The organism is Aquirufa regiilacus (genome assembly GCF_032470275.1).
GTDB classification, from domain to species: Bacteria; Bacteroidota; Bacteroidia; order Cytophagales; family Spirosomataceae; genus Aquirufa; species Aquirufa regiilacus.
The window spans coordinates 226,410-251,244 of record NZ_JAVNWW010000002.1 but is presented as its reverse complement, the minus strand read 5'-3'; the positions used below and the strand labels follow the sequence as shown (position 1 = coordinate 251,244).

The 24,835-nt window shown below is 41.3% G+C and carries 32 protein-coding genes; 5 read left to right on the top strand and 27 right to left on the bottom strand.

Features of this window, described 5'->3' with window-relative positions:
* Positions 1 to 91 precede the first annotated feature (91 nt).
* The 3 genes from prmA to PQG45_RS07055 are packed head-to-tail and all read right to left on the bottom strand — an operon-like array spanning position 92 to position 2,691.
* A complete protein-coding gene (prmA, locus tag PQG45_RS07065) occupies positions 92 to 919 on the bottom strand; it encodes a 50S ribosomal protein L11 methyltransferase (protein WP_315574901.1) in 828 nt (275 codons plus the stop codon).
* Positions 920 to 932: 13 nt separating this feature from the next.
* Entirely contained in the window at positions 933 to 1,883 is a 951-nt protein-coding gene (locus tag PQG45_RS07060; protein WP_316070558.1) for an MlaD family protein, read from the bottom strand.
* Positions 1,884 to 1,890: 7 nt separating this feature from the next.
* Positions 1,891 to 2,691, bottom strand: coding sequence for an N-acetylmuramoyl-L-alanine amidase family protein (locus PQG45_RS07055; RefSeq protein ID WP_316070557.1), 801 nt, complete (start codon positions 2,689 to 2,691; stop codon positions 1,891 to 1,893).
* Between the two features lie 88 nt (positions 2,692 to 2,779).
* On the opposite strand from PQG45_RS07055, the gene PQG45_RS07050 reads away from it, so the two are divergent.
* Positions 2,780 to 5,494, top strand: coding sequence for a putative LPS assembly protein LptD (locus PQG45_RS07050; RefSeq protein WP_315574896.1), 2,715 nt, complete (start codon positions 2,780 to 2,782; stop codon positions 5,492 to 5,494).
* On the opposite strand, the gene msrA is transcribed toward PQG45_RS07050, so the two are convergent.
* Positions 5,491 to 6,018, bottom strand: a complete 528-nt coding sequence (gene msrA / locus PQG45_RS07045) for a peptide-methionine (S)-S-oxide reductase MsrA (RefSeq protein WP_315575088.1) — start codon at positions 6,016 to 6,018, stop codon at positions 5,491 to 5,493. The genes PQG45_RS07050 and msrA overlap by 4 nt on opposite strands.
* A 180-nt stretch (positions 6,019 to 6,198) precedes the next feature.
* Between msrA and PQG45_RS07040 the strand changes: the two genes are divergently transcribed.
* Positions 6,199 to 6,834, top strand: a complete 636-nt coding sequence (locus tag PQG45_RS07040; protein WP_315574894.1) for a phosphatase PAP2-related protein — start codon at positions 6,199 to 6,201, stop codon at positions 6,832 to 6,834.
* Here PQG45_RS07040 and PQG45_RS07035 read toward each other — a convergent pair.
* The 4 genes from PQG45_RS07035 to PQG45_RS07020 form a co-directional block, all read right to left on the bottom strand.
* A complete protein-coding gene (locus tag PQG45_RS07035) occupies positions 6,823 to 8,766 on the bottom strand; it encodes a polysaccharide biosynthesis protein (protein ID WP_315574892.1) in 1,944 nt (647 codons plus the stop codon). The two genes, PQG45_RS07040 and PQG45_RS07035, sit on opposite strands and share 12 nt — an antisense overlap.
* Positions 8,767 to 8,846: 80 nt before the next feature.
* Positions 8,847 to 9,548 carry a WbqC family protein gene (locus PQG45_RS07030; protein ID WP_315574890.1) on the bottom strand — a complete coding sequence of 234 codons (702 nt, stop codon included), beginning with the start codon at positions 9,546 to 9,548 and terminating at the stop codon, positions 8,847 to 8,849.
* A gap of 6 nt (positions 9,549 to 9,554) precedes the next feature.
* Positions 9,555 to 10,574: a thiamine-phosphate kinase gene (gene thiL / locus PQG45_RS07025; protein ID WP_315574888.1), complete on the bottom strand. Its 1,020-nt coding sequence runs from the start codon at positions 10,572 to 10,574 to the stop codon at positions 9,555 to 9,557.
* A gap of 49 nt (positions 10,575 to 10,623) precedes the next feature.
* Positions 10,624 to 11,103, bottom strand: a complete 480-nt coding sequence (locus PQG45_RS07020) for a hypothetical protein (protein WP_316070556.1) — start codon at positions 11,101 to 11,103, stop codon at positions 10,624 to 10,626.
* 100 nt (positions 11,104 to 11,203) lie between these two features.
* Between PQG45_RS07020 and PQG45_RS07015 the strand changes: the two genes are divergently transcribed.
* The 3 genes from PQG45_RS07015 to PQG45_RS07005 all read left to right on the top strand — a co-directional run bounded on the left by PQG45_RS07015 (position 11,204) and on the right by PQG45_RS07005 (position 13,799).
* Entirely contained in the window at positions 11,204 to 11,443 is a 240-nt protein-coding gene (locus PQG45_RS07015) for a cytochrome b5 domain-containing protein (RefSeq protein WP_315574885.1), read from the top strand.
* A complete protein-coding gene (locus PQG45_RS07010) occupies positions 11,440 to 12,300 on the top strand; it encodes an N-acetylglucosamine kinase (protein ID WP_316070555.1) in 861 nt (286 codons plus the stop codon). Before PQG45_RS07015 ends, PQG45_RS07010 begins: the two co-directional genes overlap by 4 nt.
* Before the next feature lie 86 nt (positions 12,301 to 12,386).
* A complete protein-coding gene (locus PQG45_RS07005; RefSeq protein ID WP_316070554.1) occupies positions 12,387 to 13,799 on the top strand; it encodes a TonB-dependent receptor in 1,413 nt (470 codons plus the stop codon).
* A gap of 94 nt (positions 13,800 to 13,893) precedes the next feature.
* Here the strand turns inward: PQG45_RS07005 and carA are convergent, their stop codons facing one another.
* The 19 genes from carA to rplX form a co-directional block, all read right to left on the bottom strand.
* Positions 13,894 to 14,994, bottom strand: coding sequence for a glutamine-hydrolyzing carbamoyl-phosphate synthase small subunit (carA, locus tag PQG45_RS07000; RefSeq protein ID WP_315574879.1), 1,101 nt, complete (start codon positions 14,992 to 14,994; stop codon positions 13,894 to 13,896).
* A gap of 85 nt (positions 14,995 to 15,079) precedes the next feature.
* Positions 15,080 to 15,625, bottom strand: coding sequence for a 50S ribosomal protein L17 (rplQ, locus tag PQG45_RS06995; RefSeq protein ID WP_315574878.1), 546 nt, complete (start codon positions 15,623 to 15,625; stop codon positions 15,080 to 15,082).
* Between the two features lie 83 nt (positions 15,626 to 15,708).
* Positions 15,709 to 16,698, bottom strand: a complete 990-nt coding sequence (locus PQG45_RS06990; RefSeq protein ID WP_315574876.1) for a DNA-directed RNA polymerase subunit alpha — start codon at positions 16,696 to 16,698, stop codon at positions 15,709 to 15,711.
* Between the two features lie 70 nt (positions 16,699 to 16,768).
* Entirely contained in the window at positions 16,769 to 17,374 is a 606-nt protein-coding gene (gene rpsD, locus PQG45_RS06985; RefSeq protein WP_315574874.1) for a 30S ribosomal protein S4, read from the bottom strand.
* Positions 17,375 to 17,475: 101 nt separating this feature from the next.
* The gene (gene rpsK / locus PQG45_RS06980) at positions 17,476 to 17,871 is read right to left on the bottom strand and encodes a 30S ribosomal protein S11 (protein ID WP_315574872.1); all 396 of its coding nucleotides are present in this window, start codon (positions 17,869 to 17,871) and stop codon (positions 17,476 to 17,478) included.
* A gap of 45 nt (positions 17,872 to 17,916) precedes the next feature.
* Complete coding sequence (gene rpsM / locus PQG45_RS06975; RefSeq protein WP_315574870.1) at positions 17,917 to 18,294, bottom strand: 30S ribosomal protein S13; 378 nt, start codon at positions 18,292 to 18,294, stop codon at positions 17,917 to 17,919.
* A gap of 40 nt (positions 18,295 to 18,334) precedes the next feature.
* Positions 18,335 to 18,451, bottom strand: a complete 117-nt coding sequence (ykgO, locus tag PQG45_RS06970; RefSeq protein ID WP_130895424.1) for a type B 50S ribosomal protein L36 — start codon at positions 18,449 to 18,451, stop codon at positions 18,335 to 18,337.
* Between the two features lie 31 nt (positions 18,452 to 18,482).
* Entirely contained in the window at positions 18,483 to 18,701 is a 219-nt protein-coding gene (infA, locus tag PQG45_RS06965) for a translation initiation factor IF-1 (RefSeq protein WP_092013982.1), read from the bottom strand.
* A 7-nt stretch (positions 18,702 to 18,708) separates the two neighbouring features.
* Positions 18,709 to 19,515 (bottom strand): type I methionyl aminopeptidase, encoded by an 807-nt coding sequence (map, locus tag PQG45_RS06960; RefSeq protein WP_315574863.1) that lies wholly within the window; start codon positions 19,513 to 19,515, stop codon positions 18,709 to 18,711.
* 2 nt (positions 19,516 to 19,517) lie between these two features.
* Positions 19,518 to 20,846 carry a preprotein translocase subunit SecY gene (gene secY / locus PQG45_RS06955; RefSeq protein ID WP_315574861.1) on the bottom strand — a complete coding sequence of 443 codons (1,329 nt, stop codon included), beginning with the start codon at positions 20,844 to 20,846 and terminating at the stop codon, positions 19,518 to 19,520.
* 17 nt (positions 20,847 to 20,863) lie between these two features.
* A complete protein-coding gene (gene rplO / locus PQG45_RS06950) occupies positions 20,864 to 21,310 on the bottom strand; it encodes a 50S ribosomal protein L15 (protein WP_315574860.1) in 447 nt (148 codons plus the stop codon).
* Positions 21,311 to 21,356: 46 nt separating this feature from the next.
* The gene (gene rpmD / locus PQG45_RS06945) at positions 21,357 to 21,536 is read right to left on the bottom strand and encodes a 50S ribosomal protein L30 (RefSeq protein ID WP_315574858.1); all 180 of its coding nucleotides are present in this window, start codon (positions 21,534 to 21,536) and stop codon (positions 21,357 to 21,359) included.
* Between the two features lie 35 nt (positions 21,537 to 21,571).
* Positions 21,572 to 22,090 (bottom strand): 30S ribosomal protein S5, encoded by a 519-nt coding sequence (rpsE, locus tag PQG45_RS06940; RefSeq protein ID WP_315574856.1) that lies wholly within the window; start codon positions 22,088 to 22,090, stop codon positions 21,572 to 21,574.
* A gap of 6 nt (positions 22,091 to 22,096) precedes the next feature.
* On the bottom strand, positions 22,097 to 22,444 hold the full coding sequence (gene rplR / locus PQG45_RS06935; protein WP_315574854.1) for a 50S ribosomal protein L18: 348 nt from the start codon (positions 22,442 to 22,444) through the stop codon (positions 22,097 to 22,099).
* Positions 22,445 to 22,486: 42 nt separating this feature from the next.
* Positions 22,487 to 23,044 carry a 50S ribosomal protein L6 gene (gene rplF / locus PQG45_RS06930; RefSeq protein WP_315574852.1) on the bottom strand — a complete coding sequence of 186 codons (558 nt, stop codon included), beginning with the start codon at positions 23,042 to 23,044 and terminating at the stop codon, positions 22,487 to 22,489.
* A gap of 51 nt (positions 23,045 to 23,095) precedes the next feature.
* Positions 23,096 to 23,491 carry a 30S ribosomal protein S8 gene (gene rpsH, locus PQG45_RS06925; RefSeq protein ID WP_130895432.1) on the bottom strand — a complete coding sequence of 132 codons (396 nt, stop codon included), beginning with the start codon at positions 23,489 to 23,491 and terminating at the stop codon, positions 23,096 to 23,098.
* 76 nt (positions 23,492 to 23,567) lie between these two features.
* Positions 23,568 to 23,837: a 30S ribosomal protein S14 gene (gene rpsN / locus PQG45_RS06920; RefSeq protein ID WP_315574848.1), complete on the bottom strand. Its 270-nt coding sequence runs from the start codon at positions 23,835 to 23,837 to the stop codon at positions 23,568 to 23,570.
* Between the two features lie 40 nt (positions 23,838 to 23,877).
* A complete protein-coding gene (gene rplE, locus PQG45_RS06915; RefSeq protein ID WP_315574846.1) occupies positions 23,878 to 24,432 on the bottom strand; it encodes a 50S ribosomal protein L5 in 555 nt (184 codons plus the stop codon).
* A 44-nt stretch (positions 24,433 to 24,476) separates the two neighbouring features.
* A complete protein-coding gene (gene rplX, locus PQG45_RS06910) occupies positions 24,477 to 24,812 on the bottom strand; it encodes a 50S ribosomal protein L24 (RefSeq protein ID WP_315574844.1) in 336 nt (111 codons plus the stop codon).
* Positions 24,813 to 24,835 lie beyond the last annotated feature (23 nt).

The window sequence follows — 24,835 nt, the reverse complement described above, 5'->3', positions numbered from 1 at the left end:
ATAACAACTCGATTTCGCGAGTTCTATGAGTAAAACCTTCAAAAATAAGGTTTTTTCACGAATTAACACCTAAAATGAAGAAAATAAACGTTTAGTTCTTACGAAGGCGGAGACAAGCCCAATTACGCAGATTCGTTTCGGCCTCTAATTGTAGCCCTAAAGGTTTGGCCGCATCCGTTAAATGCGGAATATCCTCCGCGTAAAATCCACTCAATAACAAGTAGCCCCCTGACGCTAAGCGTAAGGCATACTCGGCTATTTCGTCTAATAAGATATTCCGATTAATATTGGCGATTACGACGTCATAGATGGTTAATGGTTCATTTCGTATGGTTCCTTCTTGAAAGGTTGCGGACTCGCAAGCATTCAGCGCGGCATTCTCAATTGAGTTCTCCACAGACCAAGGATCGATGTCAAAGCCATGTACACGAGATGCGCCTAATTTCAGCGCAATGAAGGCTAAAATGCCTGTTCCCGTCCCAACATCCAAGACCGATTTCCCTTCCAACGAAATCTCAAACATTGCTTGCACCATCAAAGTTGTTGTTTCATGATGCCCTGTTCCGAAAGACATTTTGGGATTAATCACAATATCCATGGCCACGGTAGGATCCGGCGCATGAAAACTCGCACGAATATTGACTTGATCTGAAATACGAATGGGATCATAATTATTTTCCCACACCGCGTTCCAATTTTGCTTTTCTATTTCCGCCTCCACAACATCAATCGACCCTAAAAAACGATACCGCTCTATGATCGTATGAGCTGCTGCGGCATCATATACCTCCATGGGACAATAGGCATTGATTCCCGAATCGGTATCTTCAAAAATATCAAAACCGATCTCACCCAGCTCTGCCATTAAAATATCCGTTATCTCGACATCTGCCGAAATCGTTAATTGCTTAGTCGCCATGCGATGGGTTTTATTATTGCGAAACTGCTTTCAAGTCTTTTTTACCGAAAACAGAGAAATGAATATAGCGCTTCGGCTGCGTACGGAAGTCGATCAATAGCTTATCTAAATCCAACAAAGACTTATTTAATCCATTGTAAAGGGAGTCATTGGTCAACAATTTCCCCGCGCTTCCTTGTCCTTGCTCTAATTTAGTAACGATTTTTTGAAGCGAATGAATCGCCTTTCCAGCTTCTTGTAAGGTTTGACCAATGCGAACAGCTTGCAAAGAATCAGCGACCGTGTTGAACTTCACCAACAAAGGTTTTAGTTGCTTTTCTGTTTCCGTCAAGCTTTGCGATAGGGATTTCATATTCGCTGTGATTTGTTTCACATTCGCCTTGTTATCACTTACGAGCTCCGTCACGGAACCATTAATGTTCGTGACCGCGGAATTCGAATTCTTAATCAATTCATTTAAATGAGTCCCTGTATGCTCGAACTTAACACTGATTTTACGAAATGAAACGAGCAATGAATCTGCATTAGAAAGAACGGGCAATGCACGCTCTTTTAACAAAGCAGATAAGCCTTTTTCCGTCGTGCCTTGTATAACACTTTCTGACGGCAACGATCCTTTGCCCAATAATTCCAAACGCATTACTTTTCCGCCCAATAAAGCTCCATCTGACAATACGATAAGCGTTTTATCTGGAAGGATTAAATCTTTAGTAATCCGCAAAGTCACCTTGATTTTATTACCGTCCTCAGGGAGCAACTCTACTTTTTTAACCTTCCCTACTTCGATACCATTCAAAAGAACTTGATTTGAAGATGTCAAACCATCAACATTGTGGTAGGTAACGTAGTAGATATTGGAAGATGAAAAAACATCATTTCCTTTCAGGAAGTTAAACCCAAAATACAGGATCAGGAAGGCTAATAATGCCAAAAAACCAACCTTCAATTCGTTGCTTTGAAACATAATGGGTTTATTTTTCGATTTCGTCTTTATACTTTTTGAAAGCCGTCGTAATGGCATCAGCAACTTCGGCCTGGCCTTTTTCAGAATTCAAATATTCTTCTTCGGTCGGATTGGTTAAGAATCCCGTTTCAACCAACACACTGGGCATCGCCGTACGCCAAATAACCAAAAAGCCCGCTTGCTTAACTCCAAAACTCTTCCGCTTGAATGTTTTGGAAAACTCATCTTCCACATGTGATGCAAACTTAACCGAATTGGCCATGAAGGCGCTTTGGTAATTAGCCATCATGATATGAGCTAAAGGAGAGCTTGGGTCAAAACCGTTGTAGGAGGTTTGATAATCCTTCTCTTGTAAGATTACGGAGTTTTCTCGTTTGGCTACGTTCAAATTCCCATCTGTTTTGTGGAGACCCATCGTATATGTCTCTGTTCCGTAGGCTGATTTATTGAGCGCAGCGTTGCAATGCACGGAAATAAACAAATCCGCTTTGTTCCGATTAGCGATATCAGCACGCTCAAATAATTCGATGAATTCGTCCGTCTCACGAGTGTAAATCACCTTCATATCAGGGTATTCCGCCTTCAAACGTTTGCCTAATTCCAAAATGATTTTCAAGGTAACTTTCCCTTCTCTCGCTCCCGAAGGCCCTAAACAGCCTGGATCCTTGCCCCCATGTCCCGCATCGAGACATACCGTTTTGATGAGATTCTTTTTAACTGTTCGAGTGGGCTCAACCGTCGGCATGGTCGCCGAGATAATTGACAACGCAAGCCCAATAACAAAAATAACTCGGATGGATGAAAACATTATTTTTAGATTATTACACTTAGGTACCACGCAATGATGTAATTTTGCAAATTCATTACAGAGGACAAATATAATTTTTAAATTCCATTTGATAAAGAAATCCACATATTACCTTTTACTATGCTTCGGCCTATTGTGCGTCCTACCGACGTTGCATGCGCAGCGGGTAATCTTGGCGGATTCTACGCAAAAGAACCTCGTTAAATCTGATAGCCTTGCTAAGCAGGACCTACAAACAACGGTATTTTATTCAGCAACGGACTCAACCGTGTTGGATGCCACCAAACAGGTCGTTCACCTCTACGGAAATGCCAAAGTAAAATATGGCGAAATTAGCCTTGAATCCAGTTACATCCGCTTGGATTGGGAGAAAAATGAAGTTTACGCCATTGGTCAATACGATTCCACATCACATAAAATGGAAGGATTACCCGTATTTACACAAGGGGGCGACAAATATGATTCCGACGAAATTCGTTATAATTTCAAGACGAAGCGAGCAGCCATTAAAGGAATTGTCACCCAACAAGGAGAAGGATTCGTACAGGGAAAGACGGTCAAAAAAGACGAAGAAGACAATTTATACATCCGAAACGCTATTTATACGACCTGTAATTTAAGTCATCCACACTTTCACATTAAAGCGAGCAAAATCAAAGTGGTGGGCAAGAAAGAAATCATTTCGGGTCCTTTTCATTTCGAGTTAAATGACATTCCCCTACCCATCGGTTTACCTTTCGGTTTCTTTCCTTATTCGCAACCCAAAGAAGCTGGGAAATCAGGAATTCTCGTGCCTACCTATGGGGAAGAGCCCTCTGGAAGAGGATTTTATTTACGTGAAGGCGGCTATTACTGGGCCGCGAGTGAACATATTGGGATTCGATTTACGGGACAGATTTATTCCAAAGGGGGCTGGGGATTAGGAGCTAATTCGCAATACAACAAGCGCTATCGTTACGCAGGAAGCTTTAACCTAGCATTCAATCGAAACTCGAATGGGGACGAATTTAACCCGACAAAACGAACCGACTTCGCTTTGCAATGGTCACATACGCCACGAAGTTTGGGTAATTCCAGTTTCTCTGCGTCCGTGAACGTCGCTTCCAATTCGTATAATCAATACAACAATTTCAATACCCAACAGTATCTATCCAATACCATTGGGTCCTCCGTTCAATACACGAAGAATGTAGGCCAAATCTTTCGAAGCAGCATCAGCTTGCGTATCAATCAAAATACAACAACACGTATTTTTGATGCGGGAACAGAGTTCAGCGTAGGATTAAATCAATTTCAGCCGTTTAAGCGTAAATCAAGCGTAGGAGACCGATTCATGGATCAATTCCGAGTAGGACTTGATTTTTCAGGCGGAATCTCGATGACCAATCAAATTGCAGATCCCTATACGCGCTATGAATTTGATGTATATCCACGTGAGACCAATAGTCAGCGGGGCATCATTCAAAAACCATTTATCCCAACCAATGCGGATGACCTTCCTCCGGGGGTAGTAGCTGTGAATGCCAGCACGATTCCGATGCTTTGGGAAAAGGCACAGACGAAATTCAATTATAGCTTACCGATTTCCTTACCAAACATTAAGTTAAATCGCTACGTCAACATCACACCGGGTATTTCTTGGTCGGGAAATATGTACACCCGTTCCTACAAATATACCTACATGAAGTCGGACTCCACAGTACGTATCGATACGGTAGGTGGGCTTCCCAAATTCAATTCGCAGATCTCGTTTTCGGCCAGCATGAACACCCGTTTATTTGGGACGGCACGATTTAAGAAAGGGCGCCTGGAAGCATTAAGGCACACCATTGTTCCATCCATCAGTGTAAGTTATACCCCCGATTATTCGGATCCAGCTTACGGATATTTCCAGGATGTGCGAATCAATAACCGGAAATTTATTAATGCAGATGGTGTGGAGCAAGTGGGGGATATTCGCCGACTAAGCACCTTCGACCCACGTATTTTGTCATACGGTGGTGCATCTGGCGCGATAAGTTTTGGGATACAAAATACGCTCGAGGCGAAACTAAAAACCAAGTCCGATACAGCGACCAAGCAGAATGAAAAAATCAGTTTGATTGACAATTTTGGAATCAACGGGAGTTATAATTTATTAGCCAAAGAGTACCCATTATCAAACATTGGCTTTAACGCCAATTCGCGTGTTAAAGAATTTGACATTAACATAGGTGGTAGCATTGACCCGTATTCGTATGTGCAAGACAATGCATTCTTTGATATGGGCCGCAGGACCAACGAGTACATGTTTAGTAAAGGAGAAGGACTTGGGAGATTACAATCTTTTAATTTGTCGGTAGGCCGCCGTTTCGCCCCTAGCACAGCGAAGAAGACGAAGACAAGTGACATGGGCTCAGATGCCCAGCTGAAACAAATCAACCGGAACATGGATGATTATGTCGACTGGAATGTGCCTTGGACTTTTTCGTTCTCCTATCAGTTTAGCTATAATCGGATGGGCTTAGCGGATCCACAAAAAATTAGTGGATTAACATTCCAAGGCGACCTAAGCATTAGTGAAAAATGGAAGTTTTCCGTGAGTTCAGGCTACGACTTCAAGTACAGCGGCTTGACCTATACGAATATGTCCGTACACCGTGATTTGCATTGCTGGGAAATGAATTTCAATTGGACGCCTATTGCGAGTCCGTTTTACGGCCGGGCGAGTAATTACTCATTTGACCTGCGCGTAAAATCCAGTTTACTGCAAGATTTAAAAATATCTCGTCGGAGAAGCTTCTACGACAAAGGCGGATTTTAATTCAATTTATCCTTAAAGACCTTCAGGAATTTGTCCATTTTGGGCTTAATGACAATCTGGCAATAAGGCTCAGCCCCATTTAATTTGTAGTAATCTTGATGATAATCTTCCGCGGGATAAAAATCGGAGGCCTCTACAATTTGTGTTACGATGGGATTCGGGAATACCTGTTTTGCATTAAGGTCTGATTTCCACTCCTGCGCTGAGCGTAATTGCTCGGCCGAGTGTGCGAAAATCGCTGAACGATATTGAGTCCCCACATCCGCACCTTGACGGTTTAAGGTTGTAGGATCATGCGTTTGCCAAAATACCTCTAGGAGAGTTTGAAAAGAGATTACTTGGGGATCGTAGGTGATTTGGCATACCTCTGCATGGCCTGTTAAACCCGAACATACTTCACGGTACGTGGGATTTTTTAATTTTCCTCCCATATAACCGGAAGTAACCGAATGAACGCCTTTTAAACGCTGATAGACAGCCTCTACACACCAAAAGCACCCTGCGCCGAACGTAATTGTATCCATTTTAGTTGTATTCAAGTTTGATGATGATGCGCTTGGTTTTGAAGAACTTCCGCATGATATATGAGCGAGCGTGATGGAAATAAGTCCAATTAGAGCAATATTTTTAAGCAGCTTATTCATTTCATTTTAAATTTAGCGTAGTTTTGCGCTCCGTTTTCAAGGGTATAACGAAAAAAATACATGAAAGGTTTTGAACAATCCATCGAACAAAATTGGACTGCCGCTTGGCAAGATAGCCGATTTCGTTGGCAATTGATACTGGCTATCGCTGTATTTGCGATCTTCCCCTGGAAGGCCGACGATTATTTCCAATGGATTCAACAGCGGGAAGGTATCGTGATGCAGGATATCGTTTTAGCAAACATCCCAGCAAAAAATGTCTCCATTCCCATTTTTGCGATTATCTACTTCAGCGTGGTCTACCTGATCGCACGAATCATTCGTCAGCCTAAACATTTCCTGTGGTTTGCGTGGGCGTTTAATGTAGAAACGATCATGCGGTTTGCCAGTATCTATTGGGTAGCGCTCAACCCACCAGAGGGCTTAGTTGATTTACATGACCCCATTGCGGAATTGTTTATCTATGGAGAGAATCTGGCGATAACAAAAGACTTGTTCTTCTCCGGACATACGGCAACCATGGTATTTGTCTGTTATTTCTTACCTCAGGCAAAGGAGCGAAAAATAGCCATTGCTTTGACAAGCGTGCTGGTAATCTTGCTGCTAATTCAGCATGTACATTATAGTTTGGATATTGTTGCTGCACCCATCGCAACATGGGTGGCCATTCGAATCGCGAAAGCCCTACTTCGTTGATGGAGAACGCTTCATCGAAACAGCCTTCAAATCTAGCTTTTCAAACTCGGAGTTATTCGAAATGTATTCGGGAATCACTTCTTTGATTTTCGACACGAGGTTATTGTTGTCGCCGGCGCTCAATAATTGACAGATTGCCTGCATCTGGGTTTCCATGAAAGCATAAGAAGGGGCATTTACTTTCGCAATCAAAATCTTAGGATGATGCGTAGGCAGCGTATTTTCATCGGTGTTCAATAACTCCTCATACAACTTTTCTCCAGGGCGAAGTCCCGTATATTTAATTTCAATATCACGTTCCACGCGTAGTCCACTCAGCGTAATCATTTTTTTAGCTAGGTTGACAATTTTCACTGACTCTCCCATGTCAAAGACAAAAACTTCACCTCCTACACCCATGGTTGCGGCTTCCAACACGAGTTCGCAGGCTTCTGGAATGGTCATGAAGTAGCGCGTTATTTCAGGATGGGTAACAGTTACAGGGCCACCACGCTCAATCTGCTTTTTAAACAAGGGGATAACGGAGCCACTTGAACCCAATACATTGCCAAAACGTGTGGCAATAAATTTTGTCCGAATCCCTGTTACGTCATTCAACGATTGCGTATACATCTCGGCAAAACGCTTGGTTGCACCCATCACATTGGTTGGATTAACGGCTTTGTCTGTAGAGACCATCACGAACTTCTCGACACCATGTTCTGCTGATAGGTCGGCTAAAATTTGTGTACCCATTATATTGACCTTAACGGCCTCATAGGGATTTTTCTCCATCAAGGGCACATGCTTATAGGCCGCAGCATGAAAGACAAAAGCAGGCTTATGCGCCTTGAATATGACAGATAAACGGTTTTTATCGGTTACATCGGCGACCTTCACGACCAACTCTGTATTAACAGGAATAACACTCGACAGCTCGTATTCCAAATCGAACAAGCCCGATTCCGACTGATCAATCAAAATGATTTTGGCGGGAAAATAAGCCACCAATTGCCGAACGATTTCACTTCCAATCGAACCCGCGGCACCCGTCACTAAGACAGATTTTGAATTGATTTCTTGGCTGATTTGTTTGTTGTTCATTTGAATTTCTTCGCGCCCCAACAAATCTTCAATTTTGACATTGTGAATTTGATTCAATGCAAACTCACCATTAACCCATTTATCTACAGGAGGAAGGATTTTCACCACAACACCCCGATCTAGAAATACATCCGAAATCTTACGTTTTGCTTGAAGGCCAATGTTATTAATGGCCATAATGACTTGTAGTCCATCATAGTGGTCTACGAATTTTTCCATGGCTTCGGACAAACTAAAAACTCGGATTCCCTCGATCGTCTTATCAATTTTGGCAGCATTATCATCAATAAAACCAAGTACTTGATAATTTACACCCCGGTCGTTTTGGATGACGTTTTTCGTTAACATCCCCGAATAACCTGCGCCGTAAATCAGTACACCCACAGCTGGCTTAAATTCATTAATAAACGACTCGTAAAAAGACTTCACAAAAAAGCGAAGGGAAACCATCAGAAATAAACAGATGAAAAAATCAATCGCTAAAATGGAAAGAGGAACATACAACAAGGTATTAATTCCTGAATAGTATCGAAGACTCAATGAAAACAACCCTGCAATGGCTGTTCCGGTGAATACCGCCTTTAAAATTAACACAGCATCTTCAATACTCGTATGTCGAATAATTCCTGTGTAAGACTTAAACCACAGAAACACAGACAATCGAATAACAAATAAGAATACAAAATGAAATTGGAAACTATATAAATCGATTTCGCCATAATGAAAATTCATCCGCAAGAGGGAAGAAAGCGAAAAAGAAAACATGACAATCAGCAAATCAATAGCAAGTACGAGCCATCTTGAAAGAAAGCGATTCGAATACCTACGAATGAAAAGGGATTGTGTCATTAATTGCTCCAACGATTAAAACTGCATACAAATTTACAAATAAAGCAATTCGAACGACGAGATACTTAGCAAATGGCCAATTATTCCAAGCTGAAGTTCTTCAACATCGCCACAATGACTGCTGGCTCATTCCACATCAGGACATCGATCATCGAAAGTCCAGGCTCAAAGCTTGCTAACTTCCCTTGGCTATAGGGCTGAAGCGAAGGCTTAATGAAAAACAATTCAATCCCATGCGAGGCAAAGAAATCCTTTTCGTAGAGACTTTGGCCGTTTAGGGCATTGATGTATTGCGATGAGCCTAAACTTTTCGTTATGTGAATTAAACGCTCAGCTCTTCCGTCAGCTTGGTTATCAGCTAACTCAGAGCTGTAGTGAAAACGTTTTTCCAAGCCTAAATATTGCCATACAAGCTCAATACTTTTCCCAGCGAGTTCTGCCATACTCTCAGGCTGCTCAGCAAAAAGAGCCCGAATCAAAGGCATAACTTGATTGAATTGCGGAGCTTTTTTATAGGCTGATTCCAATTGCACGATAAACTTTCCCGGAAATTCTGGCCCCCAGGCTACGGTTGATTCGCGAATCGTCTTATTTTGACTTTGTTTTTCAAGCGGAATCGTGAACAAGAATTCTTTGCCTTGCATGAGAATTCGATTCCGATTGATCCAGCCTTTTTTGATGAACATGACGTCATCATAAAACACAAAATCATCCGCGGCTTGGACCAACTGAAAGTAGCCCAAGTAAGGGAAGAAATAAGGTTGCATGATGGCTACAGACATGGGAATTTAGTTAAATCCGGGAGCAGTCAAATTGACAATCTGGTCGGATTTCATGACCATGACCTTTTCGTTTTTCAGGTCTGTCATGTAACCAATCGCGGTCACATCTGCTATTTTCTCTACCTTATCAAAGTCCGCTTGCGAAACGGTAAAGACTAATTCATAATCTTCGCCTCCATTTAATGCTGCGGTCAAGGGGCTTAAATTAAACTCCGTAGCGGCCAAATACGTCTCGTCATCAATCGGTATGTTCTTTTCAAAGATCCGCGCGCCAGTTCCTGAAGCCTCACAGAGATGTAAGATTTCTGCCGCTAAGCCATCCGAACTATCGATCATCGATGTAGGCACAACGCCTAATTCGCGTAATTCATGAATGATATCAAAGCGTGCGGAGGGTTTTAATTGACGCAACACCACATAACTCTTGTTATCCAACTCGGGTTGCATATCTGGATTTGCCAGAAACACTTGTTTTTCGCGTTCTAAGGATTGAAGCCCCATCAAGGCTCCTCCGAAATCCCCACTGACACAGATAACGTCGTTTGGTTTCGCATTCGAACGTGTAACGACTTGAGTCGAATCTACTACCCCGTTTGCTGTAACGGAAACAATTAATCCTTGTGGAGATGCCGTTGTATCTCCGCCCACTAGGTCGATTTGATAATCTTCACAAGCACTTTTGATGCCTGCATATAATTCGTCCACAGCCTCAACGGAAAAACGATTGCTTAAACCGATTCCGATTAACACCTGCGTAGGAATGGCATTCATTGCGGCAATATCCGACACAGCGAGTGTCACGATTTTATAGCCTAAATGTTGCAATGGCGTGTAGGATAGGTCAAAATGGACCCCTTCAATCAACAATTCGGTTGAGGTAACGGTCAATTGATTTGACGCATCCAAAAGCGCCGCATCGTCACCAATACCTAATTTTGTCCAACCCTGCTGTTGGGCAAAAGGAGTCGCCAAACGCTTGATCAATCCAAATTCACCTAAGGTGCCTATTTCTGTTCTGTTTTCCATATAATAAAAAAAGCCGCCACGGGGGACGGCTTACACAATGTCTCGTTGATTATGGGTTTACTAAAGCTAAGCTAACTTTTTTATTGCTGGCTTTGATGTAGGTCGAGCTTGTTTCTAAGCTCAAAGCAGACGCCGATGGTGTCCCTACGATATTAAATTCCAAGGTTCCGTTTGTCCCTGAAGGTGCTCCCTCTGAACTCGTTAAGCCATTTAAGGTAATTTTTTTATTATCGACTGACAAGGTGTAAGTCCCTGTAAATTTACGCCCGTCAAACTCCGTTAACGAAGCTGAAGTTGAACTTGTCAAATCCAGTTTGAATTGAGAATATCCCGAAACCAAATTGCTCGTTGCTCCTTTGGAATATTGCGTCACACCGTCCCATGAGGCTGCACTCACACTCCAAGACTTACTAACTAATTGTGAAACTGTTGGCTGAGGTGTTGGTGCCGGATCGGAACCTGCAGATGAACCACAAGAGAGCAATTGTACACTTAACAAACAAATGAGTAGACCTTGAAAGATTTTCATAAAATACATCCGTTTTTCGTAGATGTAAAATTAAAAATCTTTGGTAATAAAACGGTCTTTAATCCTTTTTATTTAGCTTCGTAAAATAATAATATTGGACTTGTCAGAAGCATTACATTCCTATACCCGATCTCAATTAGCGCTCCGAAATGGGCAGGACCGTCCCGAGATTTGGGTGGCATTTCGTGGATACATTTACGACATGACAAATTCCAAATTATGGAAGAATGGGAAACACTATGAACATTGGGCTGGTCAAGACCTCACATCGGAATTAGCCGATGCGCCACATAGTGAAAAAGTATTCGAAAAATTCACCCCGATAGGACTGTTACAATGATACTACTCATAGAAAGTGGATCTACCAAAACGGCTTGGCGTTATATCACGCAGGCAAATGAAGCTTTTGAAAGTTTTCAATCGGCAGGCATAAATCCATATTACCAAACAGCTAAACAAATTTGCGACGCCCAGCACGAAGTCCTTCAAAAAATCAAGGGAATGACGCTTCGGTTTGTCTACTATTTTGGCACCGGAATTACAGATGAATCAAAAAAAGATGTCATCCGGGAAGTTTTATTGCCGGTGATTGGGAATGCTGAACTAAGCATTCAAAATGATTTAATCGCGGCAGGTCTATCGTTGTGCGGGAAGGCGCCGGGTATCGCTTGCATATTAGGCACAGGTTCTAATTCAGGCTATTTTGAGCAAGGAGAAATTCAACATCAAGTTCCCCCACTTGGATTTTGGCTAGGTGATGAAGGAAGTGGAGGTCATCTTGGAAAAAGCCTTGTATTGGCGTATTTGCATCATGAATTACCCGCCGATTTACAGTTGACATTTACCAAACGCTTCGGCGAACTTGACCGATTAACAATACTTCAGCATGCATACAAGGGCGAATTCCCAAATCGGTGGTTTGCATCATTTTCTAAATTCCTATTTGACCACCGGAAACATCCATTCTGCTATCAATTGATTGAAAAATCCTTTCAATCATTCTGTGATTTATACTTATTGAAATACCCACAGGCAACGGAAGTTCCCATACACGTTACGGGGTCGGTCGCATTTTATTATGCCGATATCTTGCAACGCGTATTGAAGTCAAAACAATTGCGTGTCGGGATTATCAGCGAAGGACCGATGGCGGGCTTAACGATGTATTACAAGGAATTACACCGCGACCTATTTTAGGATTTTTTCAAGAACTGCTACCATTGCACGCGAATATTTTTTAACTTGCTGTTGCCTAAGCAATTCAACAACAAACCTATTCGTCGATGACCACAGCATTGAAATCCATTGGAACGAAACAAAAAGCACTAAAGATCAATTTAGATCGTAGCATTTACGGCTCCTTTGCCGAAATCGGTGCGGGCCAAGAAGTAGCAGCTAATTTTTTTAAAGCAGGAGGAGCATCTGGCACCATCGCCAAAACCATCTCAGCCTATGACATGGCCTTTTCTGATGCCATTTATGGTGAGGAAGAATCTGGCAAATATGTTTGTGAGCCGCGTTTAATGAAAATGTTAAACCGGGAATATAAATTACTTCAAGTTCGTTTGACGGAAAGTGCCGCCGAAAAAAGGTTCTTTGCCTTTGCCGATACCGTTTCCGCATTAAATTATCAGAAGACAAATGATGCGCATGGCTGGATTGGACTACGCTTTCAATTACGGCCTAATGGCCCTGTAAATAATGTTGTCATCCACGTGAATATGTTGGACAATGACAATATTTTACAACAACAAGCACTTGGGATTATCGGCGTAAACTTACTTTATGGTTGCTATTTCTATCATGAAGATCCAGAGAAACTATTGCTTTCGCTATTAGATGATTTGTCTCGTGATCGGATTGAAATCGATATGATTCGTTTTGAAGGTGCGGATTTCAAAGAGGTCGATAATCGCTTGATGTCTTTGTATTTAGTCAAACATGGTTACACACAAGCGGCTGTATTTGGACCGGATGGCACTGTCATGCAGCCTTATGATGCCTTAGCGAAGAAACATATCGTAGCGATACGCGGACGGTTTAGACCGGTTACCAACATCTTTTTAGACATGTTGAAGAAGGGGCAATCGCAGTTTGAGCAAGAGGCAGATGTCGATGATGATAAGGTTTGTGTATTATCGGAATTAACGTTGCGGAGTTTGGAAGATGGAACACATAACATCAATGAGAAGGATTTTCTTGACCGCGTAGACATCCTATGTTCGTTAGGCCAAACCGTTTTGATTTCCAATTTTCATGAATATTTCAAATTGGTTGCCTTCTTAAGTCAGTTCTCGAAACTAAAAATGGCATTAATCATGGGGATGCCCAACCTTGAATACATCTTTGAGGAGAAGCATTACACGCATCTTGAAGGTGGCATATTGAGTGCCTTTGCGAATCTATTTGGTCATAATATCAAATTATACTTGTACCCTACGATTGATGATCAAGGTTCTGTCTTGAATTTGAAATCCTTTAAACCTGAACCACACCTGAAAGGTTTATATCAGTATTTAATGGATAATACAAAGTTGGTCGACATCAAAAAATCCGACGAGAAACTGATGAACATTCGTACCGACAAGGTATTGGATATGATTCAGCAAGGTCCGGGAGAATGGGAGAAATTGGTCCCAAGTTCGGTGGCAGCCATGATTAAGGAGAATGCCTTGTTTGGGTTTACAAATCGGTAGTTAGCTTTGGCAAACCTTGGAGGATTGCCAAAGCTAGTGTTTTTAACGCATAAAAAAGCCCAACCATACGGATGGGCTTTCGTTTTATCAGTTTCTACTTCAATAAATCAACAAACTGATCAAATAAGTAGCGAGAATCATGCGGTCCAGGGGATGCCTCTGGGTGATGTTGTACCGAGAAAGCCTTACGACCTTTGACACGAAGTCCTTCTACTGTTTGGTCATTCAGGTTGATATGCGTCAATTCCGCTTTTTCTGAGGACTTCAACTCGTCCATTTTCACGGCAAAACCATGATTCTGGGAAGTGATTTCAGAAAGTCCCGTTACGAGGTTTTTAACCGGATGATTTAACCCGCGGTGACCATTATGCATTTTATAGGTAGACAAGCCACATACTTGGGCTAAAATTTGATGTCCAAGGCAAATTCCGAATACCGGTTTATCTGACGCAAGGAATTGGGAAACCGTTTCAACTGCGTAAGGCATCGTTGACGGATCACCAGGTCCATTCGAAACAAAGTATCCATCAGGATTCCAAGCAGCAATTTCCGCGAAAGGAGTTTTAGCAGGAAATACCTGTAAGTAACAATCGCGATCAGTGAAATTCGTCAAGATGCTTTTCTTAACACCAAGATCCAAAACAGCAATTTTATAGGTGGCCGTAGGATTACCCATGAAATAAGCTTGCTTTGTACATACCTGCGAAGATAGTTCAAGTCCTTCCATCGAAGGAATCTTCGCTAATTCAGCCTGCAAGGTAGCGATATCCGAAATCTCTGAAGAAATCAAGCAATTCATAACACCCTGCGTACGAATATGACGTACTAAGGCGCGCGTATCAATACCCGAAATACCTACGATACCCGCATCAGCTAAATAATCCTGCAATGAACCATCCGCTGTAGCACGCGAGTGCAAACTTGCAAATTCATTACAAACCATACCTGCAATTTGTACTTGATTTGATTCGGCCTCATCTTGGCTGATAACGCCATAATTACCAATGTGCGCTGTGGTATTAATAATTACTTGGCCACTATAGGAAGGATCGGTATAAATTTCTTGGTATCCCGTCATTCCGGTATTAAAGCAAATCTCGCCACCATGGGTTCCGATTTTACCTAGGGCTTTACCGTGAAATAAGGTTCCATCTTGAAGTAAGAGTACTGCAGGTGTTGACTCTGAAACTTTCATAAATATTAATCAAAAATGTAAAAATCCTAAAAAAAGGGCTTCAACTATACGTTGAAGCCCTTCAAAAAAATATAAGAAAAGAATCTTAAGCGTCTTCTCCTTTTTCTTCAGTAGGCTCCTCCGTTGCAGGTGCTTCAGGAGCATCTTCAACAACTTCAGCAGAAGGAACTTCAGCAACTGGAGCAGCTGCTACTGTTTCTTCCTTCTTAGCTCCAGCACGGCGACTACGACGAGTCTTACCAGCTTTCTCTGCAGAAGCAGCTAACATTGTTTCGTTGAAGTCAACTAATTCAATGAAGCACATTTCTGCGTTATCACCAAGACGATTACCTAATTTGATAATACGTGTATAACCACCTGGACGGTTCGCAACTTTTTCAGAAACGATGCTAAACAATTCTTTAATGGCATCTTTATTTTGTAAATAAGAGAAAACCACACGACGATTGTTCGTGCTATCTGTTTTTGATTTCGTAACCATTGGCTCAATGTATTTACGCAATTCTTTTGCTTTCGCAACAGTTGTTTCGATACGTTTGTGCAAGATTAACGAAGAGGCCATATTAGATAATAAGGCTGCTCTGTGGGAAGCTGTTCTTCCTAAGTGATTGAATTTTTTACCGTGTCTCATTGTTGTATTTCGTAAGTTAAAAGCTCTTTCGAGCTGCGGTTAGTTTACGACCTGTAAACCACCTATTACTTTTTTATAATTAATTAATCTTCGTCTAAACGATATTTAGATACATCCATTCCGAACGTAAGACCTTTTTCTTCGATCAATTGTTCTAACTCGGTCAAAGACTTCTTACCAAAGTTACGGAATTTCATCATATCTGAAATCTCTAATTTCGCTAATTCTCCAAGTGTACGAACGTCTGCTGATTTTAAGCAGTTGTAAGCACGAACAGAAAGGTCTAGGTCAGCTAATGAAGTCTTCAATAACTTGCGCATGTGAAGCATTTCCTCATCAACAACATTGTCTTCTTCCGCTTTTGGTGTTTCGAACGTCATTGTTTGATCAGAGAACAACATAAAGTGTTGGATCAAGATATACGCAGCACCTTTCAATGCATCTTCTGGGTGGATAGAACCATCCGTTTCGATATCAAGAACTAATTTCTCGTAATCAGTTTTTTGTTCTACACGTGTATTTTCGATGCTAAATTTAACATTCTTGATTGGCGTGTAGATGGAATCGATAGCAATGTGACCGAAAGGAAGCTCGTTTGCGCGAGGCTCATCAGCGGGTACATAACCACGACCTTTTTCGATGATTAATTCAACCTCAACTTCTTTCGAAGAATCAAGGTGGCAGATCACTAAATCAGGATTTAAAATTGTGAAATAAGGTGTGAATTTTGCGATGTCACCAGCAGTAATGGCTGTTTGGCCTTTTACTTTTAATGTCACCTTGTTGTCTAAAATCTCTTGCGCTTTTTTGAAGCGAACTTTTTTCAAGTTTAAGATGATTTCAGATACATCTTCATGTACACCTTCGATAGCAGAAAACTCGTGAAGTACACCAGAAATCTTAACGCTCGTGATTGCATATCCCTCTAAAGAAGAAAGCAAGATTCTACGAAGCGCGTTACCAATGGTAACACCGTAACCTTTTTCGAGTGGCTTGAACTCAAATAACCCGTGAAAGTCATCGGCTTTCTCCATCACAACTTTTTCGGGCATTTGGAATGCTAATATTGACATATTTCGTAGCTTAAAATGATACTGAAAAAACGTTATTGGTACTGTTAATGTTAAAAAATAACCCTAGGGATTATTTAGAGTACAACTCGACAATCGCTTGCTCGTTGAAATTCTCTGTGATTTGATCTCTTTCTGGGTAAGCCAAGAATTTACCAACCATATCACTTTCAGACCACTCTAACCAGTTGTAACGTTTTGGAGAACGTCCAGCCAATGAGTTAGTCACAACTTCTAACGATTTTGATTTCTCACGAACACCGATCAATTGACCTGCGCGCAAAGAGTAAGATGGCACATTTACTACTTCACCGTCTACAATGATGTGTTTGTGGATAACCAATTGGCGTGCAGCACGACGAGTCGGTGCAATTCCCAAACGATATACTGTATTATCTAAACGTGCTTCACACAATTTTAACAAGTTCTCACCTGTGATACCCTCTTTTACAGCGGCTTTGTGGAATAGGTTCTCGAACTGACGTTCTAAGATACCGTACGTATATTTAACTTTTTGCTTCTCCTTTAATTGAACAGCATATTCAGAAACCTTTGAACGTTTCCCTTTACCGTGCATACCTGGAGCATAATTTTTACGAGCTAATGCTTTGCTCGGACCTAAAATTGGCTCGCCGAAACGACGCGCAATCTTGGATTTTGGACCTGTGTATCTAGCCATTTTGTGTTAAAAGTCAATGCACCTCTTATGTGCAGTGAAGTAATTAAATTGTGAAAAAAAGCGGGGGAAAATAATTACTAATTACCCCTGCATAAAAATTATTAAACGCGACGACGTTTTGGAGGACGACATCCATTGTGAGGCATTGGAGTGATATCACGGATAAGTGATACTTCGATACCTGAGTTTTGGATGGTACGGATTGCAGACTCACGTCCAGCTCCCGGTCCCTTTACAAAAACTTCCGCTTTCTTCATTCCAGCCTCTACAGCTACTGCTGCACAGTTCGATGCTGCCATTTGGGCTGCATAAGGAGTGTTTTTCTTAGAACCACGGAAACCCATCTTTCCTGCTGATGCCCAAGAGATCACTTGACCTGCTGAGTTTGTAATGGAGATAATGATGTTGTTAAAGGAAGCTTTGATGTGTACTTGACCAACTTGCTCAACTACAACAACCCTTTTCTTCGCTTTATCTTTTCTTTTTGCTTGTGCCATACTATTTGATAAATAAAATTGGGTGTGAGGTATTTCCTCTACTTATTATTTAGTTACTTTTTTCTTGTTAGCAACTGTCTTACGACGTCCCTTACGAGTACGTGAGTTGTTCTTCGTGCGTTGACCACGTACTGGAAGACCTTTACGGTGACGCAATCCACGGTAACAACCGATGTCCATCAAACGCTTGATGTTCAATTGAACTTCAGACTTCAGCTGACCTTCTGTTTTGAATTCTGCTGCGATGATCGCACGAATAGCGTTAGCTTCCGTGTCGTTCCACTCACCAGCTTTCTTATCAAAAGAAACTGCTGCCTTCGTTAAAATCTTTTGAGCAGTGCTGCGACCAATACCAAAAATATAAGTCAATGCAATCTCTCCTCTTTTTTTGTCGGGAATATCAACCCCTGCAATACGAGCCATATAGGTAATTAATTGTTGTGATTAATCAATTTAGTTTGAATTATCCTTGTCTTTGTTTGAACTTCGGATTCTTCTTGTTAATAACGTAAAGCTTACCGTGACGACGAATCACTTTGCAGTCCGCACTACGCTTTTTAATAGATGCTTTAACTTTCATTTTATTTAATTTTATGGGTCAAACCCTATTTTTACTTGTAACGATAAACAATTCTAGCTTTACTCAAATCATATGGAGACATCTCCAACTTAACCTTATCACCCGGTAGAATCTTAATGTAGTTCATACGCATCTTGCCCGAAATGTGAGCAATCACTTGATGTGTATTTTCTAATTCTACTCGAAACATGGCGTTCGAAAGAGCTTCCAAAATAATTCCGTCTACTTCGATCGAAGATTGTTTAGCCATAATATTTTTAAATATTCAACAATACTGTTGAGGTTTTTAGTACTTCTTCTATGTAAGCAAATGTTGTCAATGCTTTTGGGCCTGCAGCAGTAACTCCTACTGTATGCTCAAAATGGGCGCTTGCCTTACGGTCTATCGTCCGAATCGTCCATCCATCTTTGTCAACCGAAATCTGGCGTTTCCCTAAGTTGATCATCGGTTCGATCGCAATGACCATTCCTTCTTTCAATTTAGCACCGTCTCCGCGGCGACCGTAGTTGGGAACTTCTGGACTTTCATGTAGACTTTTACCTACACCATGACCTACTAACTCCCGAACAACTCCATAACCCAGTGATTCCGTATACACTTGCACTGCGTTACCCACATCACCTACTCGCTTACCTGCTTGGGCTTGATTCAAACCCAAATACAAGGACTCTTTTGTCACTTGCATTAATTTCTGTACCTCAGCTCCTACATTTCCTATTCCGTACGTATAGGCGCTATCGGCATGAAACTTATTCTTATAAACACCTGCATCAATGGAGATAATATCGCCTTCTTGTAAGACTAACGCTCCTGGTAAACCGTGAACAACCACATCATTTACCGAAATACATAGTGAATAAGCATACTTCTTATTTCCTACTTGGTAGTTTAAGAAGGACGGGTGTGCCCCATTATCCTTAATAAACTCATAAGCAATTTTGTCTAATGCTAAGGTTGTAACACCCGGCTGAATCGCCTTCGCTACTTCCGCATGACACTTCCCTAAAATCTCGCCATTCGCTTGAATGATGGCCATCTCTTCGGGTGTCTTTAGGTAAATCATCCCTATCGACCGATCACTTCTGAACGTCCTTTCACACGTCCCGACTGCATTAAACCTTCATACTTACGCATCAACAAGTAACTTTCAACTTGTTGCAATGTATCTAATACGACACCTACTAAGATCAACAAAGATGTACCACCAAAGAAGGAAGCAAACCCACGTGTCACGCCAAACAAGTTGGCAATCGCAGGAAGAATCGCAATGATCGATAACATAATTGCACCTGGCAATGTGATACGATCTAAAATGCTCGCAATAAAACCAGCTGTCTCCTCGCCTGGCTTAACACCGGGTACGAAACCACCACCACGCTTCATATCATCTGAAATTTGCGTTGGGTTGATGGAGATAGCTGTGTAAAAGAATGTAAAGACAATGATTAAGAATGCAAATAATGCATTGTATTGCCATGTAGTAAAGTCACCAAACGATTGAGCTACCGAAGCCGCAAATTCTGATTTCTCAGCAAAAGATTGAGCAACTAAACCAGGAATAAACATTAACGCTTGAGCGAAGATGATTGGCATAACACCAGATGCGTTTAACTTCATCGGAATGTATTGACGCTCACCACCTACGGCAGCAGCTGTTGTCTTAGCACCTACAACTTGCTTTGCATATTGAACAGGAATACGACGAACCGCTTGCGTTACCATTACAGCACCCATTACGACAAAGAATAATGCGATAACTTCAATGATAAATAACAAGGCTCCTGACATACCACGTGAGCCGGCTTCTTGTAATAAAGAAGAAGGGAAACGAGATACGATACCGATCATGATCAACATCGAGATACCGTTACCGATACCTTTATCCGTAATTTTCTCTCCTAACCACATACACAACATAGTACCACCTACTAAGATAGCAACTCCATAAAGACGGAAGAACCAAGGATCAACCATGATTGCTTCTGTTGGAATTGTTACTTGCAAATAAGTAAAACCTTGTGCCGCGGTAACGAAGATTGTAAGGATACGGGTGATTTGGTTCAATTTTTTACGACCAGATTCGCCGTCTTTCTGCATTTTTTGGAAATACGGAAGGGCGATAGTCAATAACTGAATTGCGATAGATGCCGAAATGTATGGCATGATACCTAATGCAAAAACAGAGGCGTTGCTCAAGGCACCACCAGAGAACATATTCAACAAGCCGAATAAACCACCATCTCCACCTTGAGACAATTTAGTCGCATCTACACCAGGTAAAACGATAAAAGATCCCAAACGGAAGAAAGCAATGAAGAGAAGCGTATTAATGATACGTCCTCTCAATTCTTCAATTGCGAAAATATGCTTGAAAGTTGTTATTAACTTGTTCATTCGATTAGAATAGAGGATTAACCAACAATTGCTTTACCGCCAGCAGCTTCGATAGCAGCTTTAGCAGCACCTGAGAAACCTTTAACAGTTACTTCTAACGCAGTAGTAACGGCTCCACGGCTAAGGATTTTCACTAAGTCAGACTTAGATACTAAACCATTGCTGTAAAGAGTTTCAAATGTGATTACTTTCGAACCTGTTGCGTCAGCTAATGCTTGTAACGTATCCAAGTTGATTGCTTTGTATTCTACACGATTGATGTTCTTGAAACCGAACTTAGGAACACGACGTTGGATAGGCATTTGACCACCTTCAAATCCACGCTTACGTGAGTAACCTGAACGAGACTGAGCTCCTTTGTGACCACGAGCAGAAGTTCCACCTAAACCAGAACCTTGACCACGACCTACTCTTTTTCTTACTTTTACTGAGCCTTCAGCAGGCTTTAACGATGATAATTTCATTGTAATTGGGGCTTAACGCTGCCATTGCTGGCAACTCGCGTGTTTATTAAATATTTTCGACAACGATCAAGTGACCTACCGCACGAATCATACCTGCAATAGCTGGATTTAATTCATGTTCTACGGATTTACGGATCTTTCCTAATCCTAACGCTTGGATTGTACGTTTTTGTACTTCTGGGCGTTTAATTGCACTCTTAACTTGAGTAATTTTAACTTTAGACATCTTCTGTTCTATTAGTGAGGCTTGAAGCGCTCGGATTATCCATTAAATACTTTCGCTACTGAAATTCCACGTTGGAATGCAACAGTATGTGGTGCACGCATCTTAACTAATGCATCAATTGTTGCTTTAACCACGTTGTGTGGGTTAGAAGAACCTTTTGATTTTGCTAGGACATCGTGGATACCTGCAGATTCCAATACAGCACGCATCGCACCACCGGCGATCAATCCTGTACCTGGAGCAGCTGGCTTAACTAAAACGAAACCACCGGAGAATTTACCTAATTGCTCGTGAGGAACCGTTTTCTTCAACAAAGGAATTTGGAACAAATTCTTCTTTGCATCTTCGATACCTTTTGTGATTGCATCAGTAACCTCGTTTGCTTTTCCTAAACCGTATCCAACGACCCCGTTACCATCTCCTACTACTACGATAGCAGAAAAACTAAAACGACGACCCCCTTTTACCACTTTGGCAACACGGTTGATGGCTACTACCTTCTCCTTCAACTCACCCTCGTTAACCTTAATTGGTTTTGCTTGTAAATGCGACATATCTTATTAAAATTGTAAGCCACCCTCGCGAGCGCCTTCAGCTAATGATTTAATTCTTCCGTGATATAAATAACCGTTACGATCGAAAACTACTTTCGTAATTCCAGCAGCAGCTGCCGCTTTCGCGATTGCCAAACCTACTGTTTTCGCAGCTTCGATGTTATTGTTTACTTTGTCCTTCTTGTAAGAAGTCGCAGAGAACAATGTTTTACCAGCCAAATCGTCTACTAACTGCGCATAAACTGCTGTGTTAGAACGATAAACTGTTAAGCGAGGACGCTCAGCTGATCCAGCTATCTTAGCACGAATCGCACGCTTAATGCGGGTTCTGCGTAATTCTTTTGTTGTTGCCATTGTTTAACTTGTTTGTGTGGATTTCCGGCCCACGCTTATAATTTATTTCTTACCGCCTGCTTTACCAGCTTTACGACGTACTTGCTCACCCAAGAAACGAACACCTTTACCTTTGTATGGCTCAACTGGACGTAATGATTTGATTTTAGCAGCTACTTGACCGATCAATTGCTTGTCGATACCTTCTAAAACAACCATTGGGTTTTTACCTTTTTCCATCGCCGTTGCTACCTTAATTTCAGCAGGGATCGACATGAAAATAGCGTGAGAATATCCCAAGCTTAATTCCAAAATATTTCCTTGATTAGCGGCTTTGTAACCAACCCCGATAATCTCTAAATCTTTCTTATAGCCTTCACTTACACCTACAACCATGTTGTTGATTAATGAACGATATAAACCGTGCATTGCTTTGTGACGCTTTTGCTCAGTTGGACGAGCTACTGTCAACACACCATCCTCAATATTAACGATGATATCTTGATCAATTTGTTGTGACAAAGTTCCTTTAGGACCTTTCACTGTTACCAAATTACCAGCACTAACTTCTACTGAAACTCCAGCAGGTAATGTGATAATCTTCTTTCCAATTCTAGACATAAAATAAATATTAGCTTAAATTACGAGTTGCCCCCTTTCAGCGTGAAACAATTAATATACGTAGCAAAGTACTTCTCCACCTACGTGAAGTGTACGAGCTTCCTTATCTGTAATTACTCCTTTTGAAGTAGATAAGATAGCGATACCTAAGCCGTTCAATACGCGTGGCAACTCTTCAGCACCATTGTATTTACGAAGACCTGGTTTCGAGATACGAGTCAAGTTAACGATAGCGGGTTGCTTCGTTACTGAGTTGTATTTCAAAGCAATCTTGATTGTTCCTTGTACGGAAGAATCATCGAACTTATAGTTTGAAATGTATCCTTTATCAAAAAGCACTTTCGTGATTTCCTTTTTAATGTTGGAAGCAGGAATTTCAACTACCCTATGGCGTGCCTTAAGCGCGTTTCTCAATCGGGTTAAATAGTCTGCTATTGGATCTGTCATTGTTTTTAAATTTGCCGCACTCCGAAAAACCGGGATGCAAAATTACAGAAATGAATTTAATTAATCAAATTTTATCTTACCAGCTTGACTTAGTCACACCTGGAATCAATCCGTTTGAAGCCATTTCACGGAACGTAACACGGCTAATTCCGAACTTACGCATGTATCCACGAGGACGACCTGTTAGTTTACAACGGTTGTGTAAACGCACTGGAGAAGCATTTTTAGGCAATTTATCTAAACCTAAGTAATCTCCAGCTGCTTTCAAAGCGGCACGCTTAGCTGCATATTTCGCAACTGCTGCTTCGCGTTTTCTTTCTCTTGCTTTTACTGACTCTTTAGCCATTTTGTAAAAATTTTAAAGGGGTTATGAAGCCTTGCGGCAATTATTTTTTAATATTTGAAAAAGGCATTCCAATTGCTGCTAGTAAAGCGTAAGCCTCTTCGTCCGTTGGTGCAGTCGTCACAAACGTGATATCCATACCGGAGATTTTAGAAACTTTATCAATTGAAATCTCAGGGAAGATGATTTGTTCCTTTACACCTAAAGTATAATTACCACGGCCATCGAAACCTTTCTCTGAAACACCTTTGAAGTCACGTACACGAGCCAAAGAAACCGTAGTTAAACGATCCAAGAACTCATACATACGATCACCACGTAACGTTACTTTCACACCGATAGGCATGTTCTCACGCAATTTAAAGTTGGAGATCGCTTTCTTAGAGATTGTCGCAACCGCTTTTTGACCAGCGATTTGTGTAATTTCTTCCACTGCAACGTCTACTAATTTTTTGTCGGATACTGCCGCTCCAACACCCTTGTTGATTACGATTTTAGTAATCTTAGGAACTTGCATTACTGATTTGTACTCAAACTTAGTTTTCAAGCCAGGTACAACCTCTTTCAGATAACGCTCTTTTAATCTAGGTACTGCCATGTTCTTATATTTTGTGGATTTCCGACCCACGTTTTACATTCTAATTATGCGATAAACTTGCCCGTTGCTTTTGAGTAACGTTGTAATTTACCTTTCTCGTTTAGCTTACGTCCTGTGCGAACTGCCTTTCCATTTTCAACAACCATTAGGTTAGAGATATGGATTGAACCTTCACGCTTCTCGATACCACCTTGAGGATTGCTCGCTGAAGGCTTAACGTGTTTTGTTTGAAGGTTAGCACCTTCCACGATTGCACGTGATTTTTCTGTGATTACTTCTTGGATAACACCCGTTTTACCTTTTGCGTTACCAGCGATAACCATCACTGTATCACCTTTTTTGATGTGCAATTTTGTTTGCTTGATAATTTTCTTTTCCATTGTATGATTCTTTCTATTGGTTA